The following is a 16,354-nucleotide window of genomic DNA, read 5'->3' on the forward strand; positions in this document are numbered from 1 at the left end:
GACGTCACTTGCTCTTCGACTTGGTTGCTCGGACGTCCAGCCGGCCGCGAGCGTCCTCCGGAAGGTCCGTGTACATCAAGGGCTGGGTGAAACTAGGGACCTCGAAGCGGTACCCCTCCTCCTCGGTGACGGGCGGATTGAGGAACCGGTCGAGCCGTTTGAGGTCGACGGGATGGATCTGGATCCCGTCCGCCCCGGCATAGCGCATCCGGGCAACGCCCCAGAGGTTCCGCAACTGGTCGGCGATGAGGTAGACCAATCCGAAGTCCCGGTCGGCCTTGATCCACGAAGTCGTTTCCACCCACCGCCACCGATCGGTCTTACGAGTCTCTAGGTATGTGAGTGACGGCCCCTTGATGTCGAAGAGTGGCTTTCCCGGATCGCCGAACGCGATACCGGCTTGGCCTGTCACGGCACTTAGGCCGTGTTTCGCCGAGTTGTACAGCGCGGCTTCGTCCTGGACCCGTATCGCGCAGGTGATCACGAGCCTCCGAAGGCCGATGATTCCCTGGCGCCAGACCTCTTCGTCGCAGGCCAGAGGACGACGGTTCCAGGCGGACGCTCCATAGAAGATCGACGCTAGGCGATCCAGCAGCGCCTCGTCCTTCGAGTGGTTCCGAAGTTCGGTGACCCTCTTGGCAAACTCACCTGGCGCACGAAGCCCGGCCACGACGAGCCAAGGGCACGGCGGTTGCTCTTCGAGCGCAAAGAACAGCCGGAGGAGCGTCTCGGCGGCGTGATGGAACAGAACGATCGCTTCGAGAGCGGTGAACTCCTTCATCTCCTCCTCGTCCACCTCGAATGGCTCTTCGGAACAGATCCGCGTCGTCCCGATCACGACACCGTCCTCAATTGCCTGAGCGAGTTCCGGTGCAGTGGACGCAGCCAGGAAAGCGGCACGTAGTCGGTGCTGGAGAAAGACGTGTGGACCGCCCGTCTCACTGAAGAACCGACGGTTGAGTTCGGGGATCTCGTTGGCCGCTAGGTTTAGGTCTGGCGACGGCGGCTTCTTCTGCTTCGAGCGGTTCCTCGCTCTACTCCTGCTCCCCATGCACGAAGCATCGCAAGCGCCGCCGACAGTTCCTGGCGCTTCGCTCTGTCCGGCCTAGACCCCCGTCGTCGGTTCCTCACTCGGCCACGGCCGCGCTTCGGACCACGCATCCATCGCCGCTTCGACGTCCTCGACCGGTGTACCGAGCGGCGCCCAGACCCCACGCCCCTGCATCACGATCGGAACCTCGACCACAACGTCCGCGGTGTGCGCGTCTTGGCCCAGGAGGACCAGACCCCTCTTCTCGGCGAGACGGACGATGTTGAGCGTCGCGACGGCCAGCATCGCGATCCGGATGAAGATCGGGACCGCAGCGATGTACCGGTGAGCGATCGACGAAAGGTCGTCATCCTGCGGAGGGTCCGCATGCACGAGGTCGCCGTATAGCCACGAGTGGGCGGAGTCCACGTCGAGGACGGCCTCTCCAAGGTCCTCCCCTACCTTCCCAATGCGGGTGTAGAAGCCGAGCAGTTCCTTACGCTGCGTGACGCGGCTCCAGTCCGCTCGACAGGATTTGATGATGCCTGCGATCTCCTCGTCGGCACGAGCGAAGGCGTTCAGAGCGTTAAGAACCTTGCTGTAGTGCACCGGGTCGCCGTTGAGGATGAAGGGGCGGCACCTCGTGGCGAGCGACTCAAAGAGTTCCTCGGGCGGCAGGTCCCACGTGAAGGTCGCCAGCGGCTCTCCCGCAGTTGCCGCAACGTCGATGGATGCTCCGGCCCACTTCATCACTTTCGCTGGCTCTCGCATCAATGAGTGCGCCTCAACGCGGCGCGCTCGGTAGACGTACGCCTCCAACGTCGCCCGCGCGCGCCGAATGTGCGCCGGTTCCGTCTCGTCAGTGCTTGCCACGAGCGACGACCTTGCCACGAGTCGCGCTCTCCAACGGGCCGTTTCAGGGGGATGGCCACCTTCTGCCTCGGCGGTCTCTGCATTCCCGCAAGCGTCGGCGGGCCGCCCCGTCCACCCAGGGAGGTGGAACGGGGACGACGAAGACGTCGCCCGTCCAAGAAGCCCCACCACCCCATGGAGACACCCGATGAGCACGATGACCCTCTGCGCGCACTCGCGCAGCCGCCGCGAAGCCCGCCTCCGCTGGCTGGTCCTCGCGATCCTCCTGCCTACTCTCGCCCTTCTAGCGCTGCATATCGGCCAGGTGCGCGAGAAGGTCGATGCGGTCCGGGCCTCTGCTGGCGCCGCGCTCGACTCGGTCTCCCGGGACGGTCGCATCGGTCAGGACGCAGCGAGCATCGCCGTCGACCTGGGCCGGGCGCTGAAGAGCGCCATCGACCACGACTTCAGCGGCCAGGCGCCGACTTCACTGACGCTCACCGAGGTGTCCGGCTGCCGCGTCGAGGTCGTTGAGGCTGCCTTCACCGCGCCGTGCGACGCAACCGTGTTCTACGTCGCGAGCGGCGAGTCGTTCGCGCTCCGCGTCGTGGACCGCCACGGCACGTCCTCGACCTTCAACCCGGCGGGACTGCCCGACGACGCCCTCGTCGAGCAGTACGTCCGCTGACGAGCGCGTCGTCGGTTCCCCGCACACCCGAAGGGCGAGAAGGACCCTGCGAGCGGGGAGAGATCTCCGCCCTGCCGCACACCCTTCTCCTGAACTTCCCTCCCGAAAGGACCCCGAGATGAGCCGAATCGAAACCTCCGTGCTGGCGCTCCTGGAGCGCCTCCTGACGCTGACGATCGTCCCCCCGGTCGCGAAGGCCGCCATCTTCGCCGTCCCGTGCTCGATCGTCGCTCGGGTGAAGGGCATCGGCTGGGCCGGTGCCCTTCTGGTCCCGGCGCTCGTCGTCCTCGGCATCCTCGCGATCCTCCTCATCCTCCTGGGATGGCTCGCGCGTCGCGAAGAGGCTCGTGGTGACGAGGCTGCCCCCGAAACACCCGGGCCGAGTACCCAGCCCGCGACCCTGCTCCAGGAGGACGACGGCGTGGCCGACCCCCTCGCGCACCTGCGGCAGGCACGCCGCCCTGGCTGACGTCGCCGCGGAGACGCCCCGCACACCCACACCCCGACCGCACCCCGCACGAATCGAGAACCGCCATGGCTTCCTCCTCCCTCACCAAGGCCGAGATCGACGCGATCCGCGACATGCGCCCCGCCTGGAGCATCCCCGTCGCGGCCCTCCTGCTGGCCGTGTTCGCGCTCCTGGCGGCCGCCGACAGCGGCCTCCGCTTCACCGCTCCGGTGTCGCTCCTCTTGGCCGTCTGGCTCACATGGGCGGTCAACGAGCGGGCGGCCGCGAACGCCTACCTCGCGACCACGGCACGGCGCCTCCACCCGAAGGCAGTCGGCTGGGCGTCGGCACTCTCCGCTCTCGGTCGGGCGAAGGTCGTCTTCTGGATCGCGGTCGTCATCCCTCTTCTCGCCGCGATCTTCCCCGGCGGCTTCCTCGGTACCGCGACCTTCGTCGCCGACCTGGCAGTGGTCGTCGTGGGCCTCCTCGGCGGCCACTTCTTCCGCAAGGCGGAAGTCGACCAGCACCTCTTCTCGCTCCGCCTGCGCGCCAAGTTCGCGACCTTGCCCGGCGGGACCACCTCGAACCTCGACGAGGCCTGGTTCTCGCGCCTCTCCGACGGCGGCTACATGCTTCACAGCGCCCCCGCCGCCATGAGCGCCGCGATCGAGAAGGACCGCGCCGGGTTCTCCGCCGCCGTCCGCTACGCGTTCCCCGGCATGACGCTCGGGGATGACTCCATGGGCGAGGTCGTCTGCGTCGTCCCGGAGACGCTGGAGGCCCGCGAGGCCCGCGAGTTCGCGGAGCGGTTCGGCGTGCAGGCGCCGACGGCGCATACCGCCGCTGCGCCCACGGCGCCGAGTCCCGAGCCCGCCCAGTCCCACTTCGACTGGTCTGACGAGGAGGTCTGACATGGCTGTTCTCTCCTGGCGCCGCGACGCCGACGACCCTGACACTGTCACGACCGCCGAGATCACCCGGCTCTACACCGCCGATGAACGGGCGGCCGCGCGCCGGGCGCACGCCGCATGGAAGGCGGGAGACGAGGTCCGCAAGGACCACCTCCTCGCCGAGGCCCGCCTCGGCTGGCGCGACGTCGCACTAATCTGCGAGCGGGTCCGGCCGGTCTGGACCACCGAGCAGCGTGACGTGGCGCGAGCAATCTGGTCGGTCCTCGGCGATCCCTCGCGCTCCGGCGAGATCCTCGACCGGCTGGAGGCCGCGGGCCTCGACGCCGACGACATCGCGCTGATGGACCGGCTCGGGATGGCCCGCGTGTGGACGACTCCGCCCTCCGTGGCCCAGACCCAACCGGTCACCGCGGCGCGCATCACTGCCCCAGCAATCGGCCAGGAGGAGCAGTGGTACGCCGCCCACGGTGGCGGACATGCGGGTCCGTCCGCCACGCTGTCGAGCCAGGCCCGCCCCGCCCCGAAGCGCCCCGCCCCGAAGCGTCCCGCGTCCCCCGCGTCCGCGGAGGACCTGCCGCCGCACATCCGCGCGATCACGTTGCCGGACGGCACCGACACGACCGACGCCGCGACGCAGATCAAATGGCAGGCCAGGATCCACGATCGTCTCGGCCCGACGTGGTGGGCGATGTGGCAGCGCTTCCCGGACGTGGAAGATGGCGTCCCGCCGGTCATCCACGTCGTCAATGCGCGCCCCAACGAGGTTGTGCTGCCCTTCAAGGACGGCAAGGCGCCAGACCCCGGTGTGCTCGCTCGTCAAGCAGAAGCCGACGGCCTCGGCGTTCTCATCGAGTTCGACAGGGATGGCCAGCGGGCGTTGTTCGCCGACATCTCCGCCGAGACCAAGGCCCTGCGCAACCGTCTCGCCACCTCACCGAAGGTCGCCAAGGCGCCGTGGGACCTGGAGATCGTGTGCCGCCACGTGATCGACGAGAAGACGCAGATGCGCCGCCTCGACCAGGTGATCGTTCTTCGCGCACTTGTGACCGAGATGGAGACCGATAAGCGCCTGGCGCTGTTCCGAAGCCTCATCAACCTGCTGCCCGGCGGCTCGACCGGCTGGGAAGTGCTCGACGACCCCGTGACTGGCATGGTCCGGTTCCGCTATGGCCAGCCGCGCACGCTGCCGAAGCGAGTCTCTGCACGCGACCTGCTCCCAACGGGCCTGATCCCCTCGGACTGGCGGAACATTCCACTCGGCCTGGACGATCGCGGAAACCCGGTGGGGATCGACCTGAAGTTGGGCCCGCACACCGCCGTCGTCGGCCCAACCAACACGGGCAAGTCTGTGCTGATGCGCCAGCACGCTCTCTCCGCGCTCGCTCGCGGACACCAGATCATCATCTGCGACGCGTCCTCGAAGAAGGGGGTGGACTTCGCGAAGTTCCGGCCGTACGCACTGACGACAGCACGGACCCTGGCCGAACTCGCGGCGACTCTCGAAGCCGTCTACCGCGAGGGCATGCGCCGCGCCGACATCCTCGAACGCGCCGAGACCACCGGGTGGCAGGACCTCCCGGCCGATGTCCGGGCACGCGAGCGCATTGGTCCGATCACGGTCTTGTGGGACGAGATCATGGCTGCCATCACCGAAGAACCGGTCCCGTCTGGTCTCGACCCGAAGCATCCCGCGGTCGTAGAGGCGAAGCAGAACAACGGCTACCGGGCGCTGATCACGTCATACCTCGCGAAGATCACCTTCCAGTTGCGGTGGACTGGCATCTTCCTTGTGCTCGGCTTCCAGGCTTTCGACGCGAACCTCTTCAAGGGGTTCTCGGGCGTCCGGAACAACTTGACCTCAACGGTGCTGCTCACGAAGCCCGGCAGCGTGCCGAAGCCCGAGCGGCTCACTATGGTCTTCCCCGGAGATCAGACGTCAGTCGCCCTCGAAACCATCTCGGAACTCGATGATGGCCAGTCGATGGGTCTTGCGGTCACCGCCGCCGAAGGTGGCACCGTGGCTGGGTTCCGCGTGGCCTTCTGCGAGGTCGATGAGATCCCCGAGATGCTCACCAACCTGGGCGTCAGGAAGCCCGAGCCGTGGGTCATCGACGTTCCGGAGCCCGAACCCGTTGAGGGCACGCCCATCAGCGGGAGTGGTCCAGTCTCGTTCACGAAGCCCACCGCACCCGCTCCGTCGCCGTTCCCTGCCGACGAACCGGAGAAGCCCACAGTCACGGAACTCGGCGAGTTGGAGTTCTCCCTCGACGATCTTGTCGAGACGGCCGACGAGGAGCCGCAGCCTGAACCCGGGACCGAGCCGGATCTCGTGTGGCCGAACGAGACGCCCGCGGAGCCTGAGGCTCCGGCCCAGGAGGACGACGCGTTCGACGGCTTCACCGACGACGATTTCGCGCCGCGTCCCGTGGTCGCTCCGGTGGTCTCCGACGACGACGAGTTCGGGCCATCGCCCACTCCGAGGTTGCCCGCTCACGACGATCCATTCGGCTTCGGGGACTGACCGACGTGCTGCGCACGATGACGACCGTCTCGACGCTGTACGTCGGCACGCCAAGAGACGCGGAGACCCTCCTGGAACGCCGCGTCCGGGAGGCCGAGCGTGCGGGTGCCGGGGTGATCCGCATCGACGCCGATGAGCCCCCCGTCGCGACGACGGTGCGCCTCGTCGGTCTGACGACGACGCTGCCTCACCGCTCCTCCTGGAGGACCCACCTCCTCGTGGCCGTAGTTGGTGCGGACCAACTGAGCGGGTCGCAGCAGCGTGCCCTCGCCCGGATCGCCGAGGTCGGCGAGGAGCGCGGCGTCACCGTCGTGGCGACCGCTGAGGCACCTGTCCTGGCGTTGGCGACCCTCCTGGAGGTGCCCGCAAGGCCGCGCCACCTGCGCCTCGTCAAGCCGGAGGGCTGACCTCGCAGCGCTGCGTGTGGACCCCGCGCACCCTCCTGGCGACCAAAACCACACCACCCCGCCCGCCTCGGGCGCCGACCTTCGGAGGTCACCGTGAACGACCAGAACCTCACTTCTCACCGTCGCCCGACCGTCTCGGGAGTCCTCTTCGTCATCGCCGGGCTGCTCGCCCTCGCCGCGCTCATTGTCACGCTCGGCGACCGCCCGGCAGACGCCGACTCCGGCATCTCCGCATCCCAGGCCCGCCACATGGCCAAGGCGATCGAGACCAATCCCGCCCAGTTGGAGGCCTACAGCCGCTCGTGGGCCCGCGAGATCGCCCGCGAGATCAGCGACCAACACGCCAAGACCGGCGTCTGGCCTGCCATCACCACCGGCCAGTGGGACGCCGACATCCCGGGCACCACTTACGGACTGGAGCCTTACCTCCGACTCGCCGATCTCGTGCGGACCCGCGACGGCTTCTGCTTCGTCGTCGAGGAGCGCGGCTCCGACGACGAGGTGGGCGCATGGGCCGCATACGACTCGACCGCGAAGGAGCCCGTCGTCGCGTCGGGGACCTACACCAACGGGCTGCCGTCCGCCGGTTGGTGCCCTAACCGCCTCGCCAGCAAGTAGACGCGGTTTCGCTCCTCCAGAAACCAAGCCCCGCCGGACCACCGCCCCGGCGGGGCTTGGTGCATCTCCGACATGCTTGCTGGAGGCTCTGATCAGTTAGTCCACGAGGAGGTCCGCGATGTATCGCAGAGAGGTCTTTGCGGCCCTCGATGCACTCACCGGTCGCATCGACACCGGCGAGCGCATCGTCATCGTGACGACGTGGCGGGCTGGGGTCTGGATTGCCCGGGTCTGGGACCTGAACGATGGCGTTGACGTGTTCTTGTCCGCGGAGAGCGACGGCGACCGATGCCGAGTCCTCGTCGATGTGGTCGACCCCACGATCGAGCCGCGTACGGTCCGGGACCATCTGGACTACCTGCGCCAGGCGGCTGATGACCTGGGTGTGGGCGAGGATCCGACGCGCAGCGCCTGACGCATTGACGCCCGGTGTGTCCTACGCGTGTGGTACAATAACACCCCGCCACCGCCGACCTGAGAGCCGCCGCCATGACCGACGAGACGCCCCGCACCGAGCCCGACGCCAAGCCCGAGCGGTCCCGCGCCACGCGTTACTCAGACGCCTACCGGGAGGCGCACCCGGGCGAGGTCGTGAAGCGGTTCCGGCTGTCCCGGGAGGACCGGGAGACGCTGCGCGACGAGGCGCACCGCCGCGACCCGCGGGCGCGTGTTGGCGATGTCGTCACCGAGGTGCTGCGCGCATTCGTGGACGGCGAGTTCGAGATCCCGCCGCCGTACCGCGCCGAGGACCCCTACTCGGTGAGGCAGATCGACGCAGAGGTCGCCGAGGTCGCCGAGGAGGCAGTCAAGAAGCAGGGCGGCACGCTCACCGATGTAATCCGGATCGGCCTGGCTCGGATCCGCGCCCAGCGCGAGGGACAGGGCGACCGCTGAGCCGCCGTCTACGGGCGACATCTACTCGCGGCACGCGGCCTTGTCGTGCGGATCGTCGAAGGTCTTCAGGACCAGCGCCTGCTTCGCCGAGATGTGGTGGGTCCGGCCGAGGACCTTGAAGACGACGATCGGCCAGCCTGGGAACGTGGTCCTGCCCGCGCCGTTACAGCCGGACTGTCGCCAGGCGATAGCCAGGTCGACATGTCGCGACGAGTGTGCCGGGACCGTCATCTCGACCGCCCAGGTCGCGTCGACCTCTCCACCGGGGAAGTTCGTGCCGCCCACGACGCCGTCGTGGATCTTCGCAGCCTGGGTCGAGAGGCCCTTGATCTCGGCGCCGCCGATCGTGCCCATGAAGCCGCCCACGACGCCGAGCGTGTGGATGTCGTGACCGCTGCGGTTCCGTACGGTCACGACCAGGCCGCAGCGCCAGCCCGGCCTGGACCGGATGACGGGGTGTCCGAAGTAACTGTTGTCGAGGGCGTCCTTGGTGCAGTTCACCAGCCGCCACCGGGTCGAGACCTGCTCGGCCGCATGCCGGGCCATGAGGATCCACGAGGTCACCCCGGCGGCTGCGAGCACAGCCACGACGACGAAAGCGGCGACGGTGATAACCCAGGGACGCCGCCAGCGCGCCCGCTGGGTCGATGGCTCGGTCACCTGCGGGGTCGTCTGTGGGGTCCCGCCCTGGCTCCCCGGCTGGCTCACGCCATGAATGATGTCAGAGCGTGGGCCAGCGGTTCGTGCATTCGGTCCTCCGAGGTTCTCCGGCGGCATTGCCGTTCAGGTTGAGGCCCGGCGGTGACGGATCGTCCTCTACCACGGCCGTGCTGGCGGTGATGCGACAGCGCAGCGAATCGAGATGTGACGCAAATACGTCGCAGCAAAGCGCAGCGTCCCGCGGATCGCCCGCCCACCTTCCCGTCGAAGTCGGTCGAAGCCGGTCGAACCCCGGTTCACGGCCCACGGCATAGAGCCGACAGCGACAACCCCCGATCAGGAGATACCGATGCCCAGAATCTGCACCCTGCCCGACCTCGAAGTGTGGCTTGACGGCCGCGACGAGGTTCCGCTCCGCGAAGCCGCCGGACCCATCCTCGGCATCACGCCGAGCGCCGCCCTCAAGCGCTTGGAGCGCGGACGGCTCGCCCTGTCTGTGCTCCCGCGGATCGGCGAGCGGGACGGCGTCCTGCCCGGCTCGCCGCTCATGGTCAGCGGCAACGAGATCCGGCGATACCTCATCGCCCGAGCAAGCGCGAGCGACTGGATCGGACCGGACGTCCGGATCCAGCCCGGCGGGTCTATCACCGTCACCATCCACGCCGACGAGCACGGCCTGCTGACCCTGACCGCCGCCTGACACAGAAAGGGCGAACGCCGTCTCACTCCGGCAAGAGCGCGAGACGACGTTCGATGGAAATCACCATGAATGCTAACCGTAGCCGCCAGTACGTCGCCACCGTCCACGACCTTGCGTCGATGTTCCCCAAGCACCTGGCTGCCAGTGTGGTCTGCTCGACGCTCCGGACCGCAACGCTGCCGCCGCCAGGGCACCCCCTCAGCCTCGACCAGATGCGTCGGCTCGGGGCCGCCCATCTGCGCGCCACGGTGCTCTTCGAGCACACCTCGGGACTCCGCGAGCACGAGATCGCGCGTCTTGCCGTCGCGCCGGGGATCCTCGACCTCAACTACGACGGCGCCGAGATCCTGGGCCTCGTCACGGACGGGCTCTGGATGGTGGCCGATACGCCCGATCTGGAGATCGACGAGGAGTACGGCGAGGTCCGAGTGCCCGACGAGGGGCGGTGGCAGTTGATGGCTTACCGGATCTGCATCCGTCCGACTGTGGTCGCCTACCTCTGCGTGCAGGAGGGCTGACCAATGACCGAGGAAATGATGGTTTTCGACGAGGACATCTTCGCCGTCCTGCGGCCCGAGGAAGGTGAGGAGCCGCGGCCCGCTCTCACCCTTGTGACCGACGACCCTGACGATGAGCCCCCGGTGGACGACCTGGAGGACTTCGAGGACCTCGACGGGCCGCACGCGTTCATCAAGGAGGCGCGTCGCACGGCCGACGATCCGATCGCGGATCTTGCGAGCGTCACGCAGCGGGCCGTCGATGTCTCTCCCGCCGCCTACAAGAGCACCTTCGAGGCCGCCGGACTGAAGCCGCTCGCCGAGTGGGCTGTCTCCTATCTCGCGAAGCGACTGGTCGCTCCCGAGGTCGCAGTCCGTCGTGGTTACGCAAGCGGGACCGGGCTGCTGCCAGCGCTCCCACCTCACCTAGGGCACTGGACTGAGCCCCAGCAGAGGTGGGCCACCACCGGCACGCTGAAGGGAAGGGAGTGGCTTCTCATCCCGTGGCGCGACGCCAGCGGCAATCAGGTTGGCGCCCAGATCCGCTGGAAGGAGGAACGCGAGGAGGTCAAGGAGGTGGACAAGAACGGCAACCCCACCGCGTGGAACCACCACAAGTTTGACTTCCCGTCGGACCGCGACAAGTCCGTGCTCGACCGGTTGGTCGACTCGCTCCACGCGCAGGACCACTCAAAGGTCCCGGCAATCATCGAGAGCCCGGTTCGGGCCGACTCGCTCGCGAGCCTGACGGACGCGCTCGACTTGGCCGCTGTCGGCGGAATCACCATGGCGTACGAGGGCAAGTCCAATGCCAATAACCCGAGCGACTTCCTGCCCCGCCTGAGCCCCGACGTGGACGACGCACTCGGTGGCATTGCTGACAGGCACCTCCTCTGGATCCCGGACAGCGACCACGAGGACAACCCGCCCAGTAACGACGCGACGCAGAAGACCATCGAGTCTGGCCTCGAATACGGCGCGCTCTCGGTACGGGTCGTGCACGTGCCCCGCACGATCAAGCACCCGCGCAGCGGCCGGGTCGAGGACCTGGGAGCAGGCGCCGGTCTCGATGACTATGCCGCCACGGCTGCCGCGTTCTTCCCGGGCAAGCAGTGGCTGGGTGAATTGCTCGCATCGGCCATGGATGGGATCGCGTACATCGAGCGCTGGACGTCGCACCCGAACGACGACGCAGGACGCGGTGCACGAGTCGCGATCGAGGCGGCCCGTCAGGGACTGGTCTTTCTCGACGTCGGCAAGAGCGGCCAGTGGTGGCGACACAATGGGCGCCACTTCCAGATGGACCCCGGCGAGAATGTCGGTCTCTCCATCGCGGAGACCTGCGCTGGCCGCATCCTGGGCACGAACAAGTCCGACACCAAGCAGTTGCGGACCACCGCCCGCGGCGCCGCGGCGCTCCGCAACGCAGTGTCCCTCGCCAAGCGCGACGCGCGCCTGCACCGCGTTCCCGACCAGTGGGAGCCTCGCGTTTGGAAGCACTTCTTTCCGTGCGCGGACGGGCTCATCGACCTAGAGACCGGTGACGTTGCCCCGCACACGCCTGAGGCAATGAACCTCCACTGCTCGGATGTTCACTACCTGCCCGGTGCGACCCATCCGGACTGGACGGCGTTCCTGCGTGACTTCTACACGGTCGAGCGGCGCCTGCCCAACGGCGAGCGCGTCTGGGCATACGACGCGGCTTTCGAGCGGATGGCTCAGGAGGCATGGGGCACGATCTTGATGTCGTGCAACCACGACACGGCGATCCTCGCCTATGGCGCCGGTGGCGTCGGCATCTCGACCGCCGCCGACCTCATCACGAGCGTCCTGCCCGACGGGTACAAGGGCGCACTCAACAAGCGCGCCATCCTCGACGGCAAGGACGGCGGGAACCAGTTCTCCTTCGCTTCGATCCGCTACCGCCGGGTGAACATCATCGGCGAGACGAACGAGGGAGAGCGCCTCGACGAGGGCAAATTCAAGATCCTCGCTCAGGACGGCGAGCCCATCGAGATCGAGCGCAAGGGCGTCGACCCGGAGACGATCCGCGTTACCGGCACTCCGTACCTCGGCACCAACTACCTGCCCCTCGTTGGGGCTCTGGCGGCCGAGAACGACGCGCTACGGCGGCGCGTCGTCTTCTGCCGCCATACGCGCAAGGTCGACCGCACGGCCGAGGGGCCACGTCTGGAGCGCCTCCAGAGCGATCCCCGAGCCAAGGAGGCGATCCTCGCCTGGCTCGTCGAGGGTGCGATGCGCCTCATCGCCAACGGCGGCGAGGTCACGCGTACCGAGAAGTCCATGAAGGACCTGGAGGCGTGGCTCAACTCTGGCGATCGCGTTGGGCAGTTCCTCCGCGACACGACCATTCGGGTTTTGCCTGGGATGGAGGGCTACGGCGACCCGGACACCATCATCACGCGCGAGGAGATGTGGGGCCTCTACGAGGAGTGGTGCAATGACCAGCACATCCCCGAGGGTCGCCGTATCCAGTCCAAGATCGCCCTCAACGCCAAGATCGACGTCCGAAGCGAGTTCGGCGACAGCGACAACCAGCGCGATCGCGCTGGCAGACGAGGCTGGCGGAACTGGCGTCGTAATCCGAAGGTCCAGCCAGACTTCTGAGATCTGCCCAAACGGGGCCCCAGACACGGTGTCTGGGGCCCCGTTCTGCCTTGAGGTCCGGTCGATCTGACAGTGAGGCTGTCGGATCTGCCAGGGCTTCTGACAGTCTTCGCCCCTCGTCTTCGCAGGTCAGGGCAGGTTTCTGACAGTTCTGACAGGGATTCGGGGTCGTATACTTGTTCAGAATTGGGGTCCACGGAGGACGGTGGCGAAACGTTCTGAGCGGACTTGGTGCCTAAATGCCTGGCAGATCTGTCAGACGGGCACCTCCCTCAGATCTCTGGGTCCCGGCTCGCCGTGTCCGCAAGGTAGTGGAGACCGCGCGCAAAGCCTTCGACCTCCGACTCGTTGACCACATAGACGCGCTTGGCTCGACCCTCCATCCAGCCCCATACGCCAAGCGACTTCACCTCTTCGAGGTGGATCTCCCCGTCTCGCCCGAGTTCGCAGGAGACCAGCGGCGCAGCAGTGACGATCAGTGGCACCAGCACGAGCCCTGTCGGGTCCGAATGATGCTGCTTGACGTGTTCCTTCTTTCGTGCGAGCACTGCGCTCATCACCTGGCGGACCGCGTCGTTGGCGGGGTTCCGCGAGTCTTTCGCGTGCGCCGCCGCGATGTGCGTGGCAACCCGGTAGTCGTTGAACGGGGGCTCGCTAATCCACAAGGCGGCGAGCCGCTTCGGGAAGTTGCTCAGTCCGGAGAACGCGTACGCGACCCAGGAGTCGATTACCAGGTTCCGCTCTGCCCGACGGTCAAAGAAGCCCACCCACGGGTGGTCGGTGCTGCTCTTGCACTCGACGATGCACGCCAACTCTGCCCGCCGGTGGGTACCTTCCCACTGGTATCGAGCCAGAACGTCGCCCTCACGGTCCAGTCCTGTCACGGGGTCCGCGTATGTGAATGACGTGACCACCGCCGATGCGCCTTCGTGACGGAACGTCCGAGCGACACGGAGTTCAAGCGCCCGCCCGCTCGACTCGATCCACTTATGAACGCCATCGAGAAGTCCGTCGGTCATGACGGCATGCTGCTAGGAGGTGATTGTGCGACGAAGCCGCCACGCGGACGGCTTCTTCAGAACTCCTCGTCAATGCCCGGCCACCCGATCAACGGGCCTCGTTCTTCGGCTGGTTCGGCCGCTGCGGCAACGGCGGGTCGCGACGTGATCCTGATCGATGTCGACCACCAACCGGGGACGCCAGGACGCCGTGCCGACTCCCGCCCCGGTCGCCGTCATAGGCGCTGTCTCGGGTGCGCATTCTCACGCGCAGCGATGTACGAGCCGGGACCAGTAGGGCCTCCCGTCGAGCACGATCATCCCCTGCGACCAGATGCAGGCCCCCTTGGGCGCGGCGACCGCTCCCGCGTACTCCGAGTAAACCCCGTCGTCGTACGCGGTGTAGTAGTTCCCGGCCTCCTTGGTCATGGCGGCCTCCAACCGGTGCTTGCCCTTCATCCCGTCGACCGTGTAGGCGCAGATCCGGCCGTCGGTCCGGTACACAAGGACGTGCGGGCCCTTCGGCTTCTTAAAGAACTGGTAGTTCCAAACCCGCTTGCCGGACTGGCAATGCGCTCTGGTCCACAGCGCGTACTTCTTCGGGATCTTCTTCTCCGCGGCCTGAGCGCTGTCCGGCGTGACGACCATGACCGCCAACGCTGCACAAACAGCAATCATCGCGATCAGCACCTTGCGCATTGTGTCCCCCGGGAGTGTGACGAAGACGCTCGCAGGCCTATCGCCTTGGCGTGACCAGAAGTTACCAATCGCTCGGCTTGGCCGGAGCACTTTTCGGCTCCGATGGTCGGCGGCTGCGCCAGGGAGGCTAGTCGGTCGCGCGCACGTAGTGTCGAAGCGACAGAAGCCCGGTCACAAGGGGGACCGCGATGAGCGCCCGCGTGACGTACATCCAATCCTCACGCTCGGGCGCGGTCCCCGCCCTCAGCACGCCCGCAAGTGGACTTACGGCTTGAATGACGATCTCCTGGGGCAGGTGACCCCAGACCGCCGGGGTGAAGAGGACAGCGGCGATTGCGACGACGACCGACAGCGCGACCCACGTCAGCAAGGCCGGACCGGGCCGTTCGCCATAGCCGAGAAGGCGGTAGGCCCACAGGGCTACGGATTCCACCCGCCCACGCGTAGTGACATGACGAAGTCGCTGCGCGCACCAGCCGACCTTGGTCCGCGCTGAACCGGAGGCCCCTTTCTCGTGCGCGAGGCGACGAAGTTCGCGCATGAGTTCGGCGTCGTGCTCTCGGCGCCTGCGCTCGTCGGACGAGGCCGCGTTGGCTGCTTCGCGGAGGCCATGCTTGCCGAGGGCTCGGAACTCCCAGCCGGGCAGCGCTGTCGTCGCGGGTTCGAGATGGTGGGCGGTCGCGAGGTAGTTGAGAAGTCGGCGACCAGTGAGCCCCGGTGGGACGGTGAATCCACTAATGAACGCGTCTCGACAGAGGTCATCGTTGGCGGGTCGGTTTCCGGGTCCCGTCGGGCCGCGAATGTCCGCAATCTGATAGCCCTTCGGTTCGCCAGCCTCAATGTGAGCGCCTTGAACTGATTCGATCACGATTTCGCCGCTGACGTCTGTGAGGATGGCTCCGGCTCGGGCGGTAACTATCGGCCACTGTTCTTCAGACGGTGTGAATCGCAATCCCGCGCCCACGAATCCTCTACCGAACTGGACCCGGCTGGCCGCCACGAACTCGACGTCGTTCGCGACCCGGGACAGGGCGAACCGTATGCGCGTCTCGGCTTCGATGCGGAGTTGGTCTACTGATTCGACCTGGACCTCGCTGTCCTGCGGCGAGGTGTTGCCAGGAGCCGCACCTCGCACGAGGGCCAGAGAACTCCGCGGCGTCGCCCCTTCGAGCCTCGTTGTGCTCAACCGGTGGCCGCCATGAGCGGTCATGGTGAAGGTCCGCTCGTCATGGACGGTGAGGTGCTTGATTCGCACGACCCCGGAAGGCTGGTTGGGCAATCCAGCATCGCCGATTAGGTGGATGGTGCCATAGTCACCTGCGCCGAGCGTGCCGCCGTGAAGTTCGACTCGCGTCTTGGGCCCGACGCTCCAAGGCTGATGGTCACCCTTAAGGAGGACCAGCGTCGCCTCGCAGGCTTCGTCGGTCGTAATCGCGCCCGATCGACCCTGCTCGACGGTCTGCTTGACCGTTCCGCGGACGGTGTCGCTGAGGTGGACGCCCGAGTCGTTGGTGCCGCGTGCCTGATCCATCCTGAGGAGGTCGAGGGCCGCTGTCGGCTTCAGATCGCTCAGGACCCACTTCTCCGACGCCTGAACGACTACGGCTATCTCCGTCTTGGCGGGGACGTCCTTGAACGAGAACGGGATCGGGCCGCTGTTTGAATGATGCTGGGCAATGAGCGCGAGCCGCTTGCCCCGCGGCGCGCTCACATCTTCCAGCCACTGGGCGAGACGGGCGTACGGGGAGCCCTGCCGGAGGAGTCGTTCCATCCACTGTGGATCACCCACGGAAGCGCCCTCTG

17 protein-coding genes are annotated in these 16,354 nt (G+C 67.2%); 11 read left to right on the plus strand and 6 right to left on the minus strand.

The window, feature by feature from the left end; all coding sequences use genetic code 11:
* Positions 1 to 4: 4 nt before the first annotated feature.
* Together ABLE53_RS19615 and ABLE53_RS19620 are read right to left on the minus strand one after the other, a co-directional pair.
* Positions 5 to 1,051 carry a hypothetical protein gene (locus ABLE53_RS19615; RefSeq protein ID WP_348860827.1) on the minus strand — a complete coding sequence of 349 codons (1,047 nt, stop codon included), beginning with the start codon at positions 1,049 to 1,051 and terminating at the stop codon, positions 5 to 7.
* Positions 1,052 to 1,105: 54 nt separating this feature from the next.
* Entirely contained in the window at positions 1,106 to 1,903 is a 798-nt protein-coding gene (locus ABLE53_RS19620) for a hypothetical protein (RefSeq protein WP_348860828.1), read from the minus strand.
* A gap of 187 nt (positions 1,904 to 2,090) precedes the next feature.
* On the opposite strand from ABLE53_RS19620, the gene ABLE53_RS19625 reads away from it, so the two are divergent.
* The 8 genes from ABLE53_RS19625 (at position 2,091) to ABLE53_RS19660 (ending at position 8,369) form a co-directional block, all read left to right on the plus strand.
* On the plus strand, positions 2,091 to 2,570 hold the full coding sequence (locus tag ABLE53_RS19625; protein WP_348860829.1) for a hypothetical protein: 480 nt from the start codon (positions 2,091 to 2,093) through the stop codon (positions 2,568 to 2,570).
* Positions 2,571 to 2,688: 118 nt separating this feature from the next.
* Entirely contained in the window at positions 2,689 to 3,039 is a 351-nt protein-coding gene (locus tag ABLE53_RS19630) for a hypothetical protein (RefSeq protein ID WP_348860830.1), read from the plus strand.
* Between the two features lie 65 nt (positions 3,040 to 3,104).
* Positions 3,105 to 3,929, plus strand: a complete 825-nt coding sequence (locus ABLE53_RS19635; RefSeq protein WP_348860831.1) for a hypothetical protein — start codon at positions 3,105 to 3,107, stop codon at positions 3,927 to 3,929.
* Position 3,930: 1 nt separating this feature from the next.
* Positions 3,931 to 6,450, plus strand: a complete 2,520-nt coding sequence (locus ABLE53_RS19640; protein WP_348860832.1) for a hypothetical protein — start codon at positions 3,931 to 3,933, stop codon at positions 6,448 to 6,450.
* A 17-nt stretch (positions 6,451 to 6,467) separates the two neighbouring features.
* A complete protein-coding gene (locus tag ABLE53_RS19645) occupies positions 6,468 to 6,857 on the plus strand; it encodes a hypothetical protein (protein WP_348860833.1) in 390 nt (129 codons plus the stop codon).
* A 93-nt stretch (positions 6,858 to 6,950) separates the two neighbouring features.
* On the plus strand, positions 6,951 to 7,475 hold the full coding sequence (locus tag ABLE53_RS19650; protein WP_348860834.1) for a hypothetical protein: 525 nt from the start codon (positions 6,951 to 6,953) through the stop codon (positions 7,473 to 7,475).
* A 118-nt stretch (positions 7,476 to 7,593) separates the two neighbouring features.
* Positions 7,594 to 7,890 (plus strand): hypothetical protein, encoded by a 297-nt coding sequence (locus ABLE53_RS19655; protein ID WP_348860835.1) that lies wholly within the window; start codon positions 7,594 to 7,596, stop codon positions 7,888 to 7,890.
* A 74-nt stretch (positions 7,891 to 7,964) separates the two neighbouring features.
* Positions 7,965 to 8,369, plus strand: a complete 405-nt coding sequence (locus ABLE53_RS19660; RefSeq protein WP_348860836.1) for a hypothetical protein — start codon at positions 7,965 to 7,967, stop codon at positions 8,367 to 8,369.
* A gap of 21 nt (positions 8,370 to 8,390) precedes the next feature.
* On the opposite strand, the gene ABLE53_RS19665 is transcribed toward ABLE53_RS19660, so the two are convergent.
* Positions 8,391 to 9,077, minus strand: coding sequence for a hypothetical protein (locus ABLE53_RS19665; RefSeq protein ID WP_348860837.1), 687 nt, complete (start codon positions 9,075 to 9,077; stop codon positions 8,391 to 8,393).
* A gap of 301 nt (positions 9,078 to 9,378) precedes the next feature.
* Here ABLE53_RS19665 and ABLE53_RS19670 point away from each other — a divergent pair, with 301 nt between their 5' ends.
* From ABLE53_RS19670 to ABLE53_RS19680, 3 genes are all read left to right on the plus strand, one after another.
* The gene (locus ABLE53_RS19670) at positions 9,379 to 9,729 is read left to right on the plus strand and encodes a hypothetical protein (RefSeq protein WP_348860838.1); all 351 of its coding nucleotides are present in this window, start codon (positions 9,379 to 9,381) and stop codon (positions 9,727 to 9,729) included.
* A 65-nt stretch (positions 9,730 to 9,794) separates the two neighbouring features.
* The gene (locus tag ABLE53_RS19675; protein WP_348860839.1) at positions 9,795 to 10,247 is read left to right on the plus strand and encodes a hypothetical protein; all 453 of its coding nucleotides are present in this window, start codon (positions 9,795 to 9,797) and stop codon (positions 10,245 to 10,247) included.
* Positions 10,248 to 10,250: 3 nt separating this feature from the next.
* Entirely contained in the window at positions 10,251 to 12,854 is a 2,604-nt protein-coding gene (locus tag ABLE53_RS19680) for a DUF5906 domain-containing protein (RefSeq protein WP_348860840.1), read from the plus strand.
* Between the two features lie 272 nt (positions 12,855 to 13,126).
* On the opposite strand, the gene ABLE53_RS19685 is transcribed toward ABLE53_RS19680, so the two are convergent.
* The 3 genes from ABLE53_RS19685 to ABLE53_RS19695 form a co-directional block, all read right to left on the minus strand.
* The gene (locus ABLE53_RS19685) at positions 13,127 to 13,873 is read right to left on the minus strand and encodes a hypothetical protein (protein ID WP_348860841.1); all 747 of its coding nucleotides are present in this window, start codon (positions 13,871 to 13,873) and stop codon (positions 13,127 to 13,129) included.
* A 243-nt stretch (positions 13,874 to 14,116) separates the two neighbouring features.
* Positions 14,117 to 14,551, minus strand: a complete 435-nt coding sequence (locus ABLE53_RS19690; protein WP_348860842.1) for a hypothetical protein — start codon at positions 14,549 to 14,551, stop codon at positions 14,117 to 14,119.
* 127 nt (positions 14,552 to 14,678) lie between these two features.
* Positions 14,679 to 16,340, minus strand: coding sequence for a hypothetical protein (locus ABLE53_RS19695; RefSeq protein WP_348860843.1), 1,662 nt, complete (start codon positions 16,338 to 16,340; stop codon positions 14,679 to 14,681).
* Positions 16,341 to 16,354 lie beyond the last annotated feature (14 nt).

This window comes from Nocardioides asiaticus (assembly GCF_040049175.1).
In the GTDB taxonomy this organism is placed as follows: Bacteria; Actinomycetota; Actinomycetes; order Propionibacteriales; family Nocardioidaceae; genus Nocardioides; species Nocardioides cheoyonin.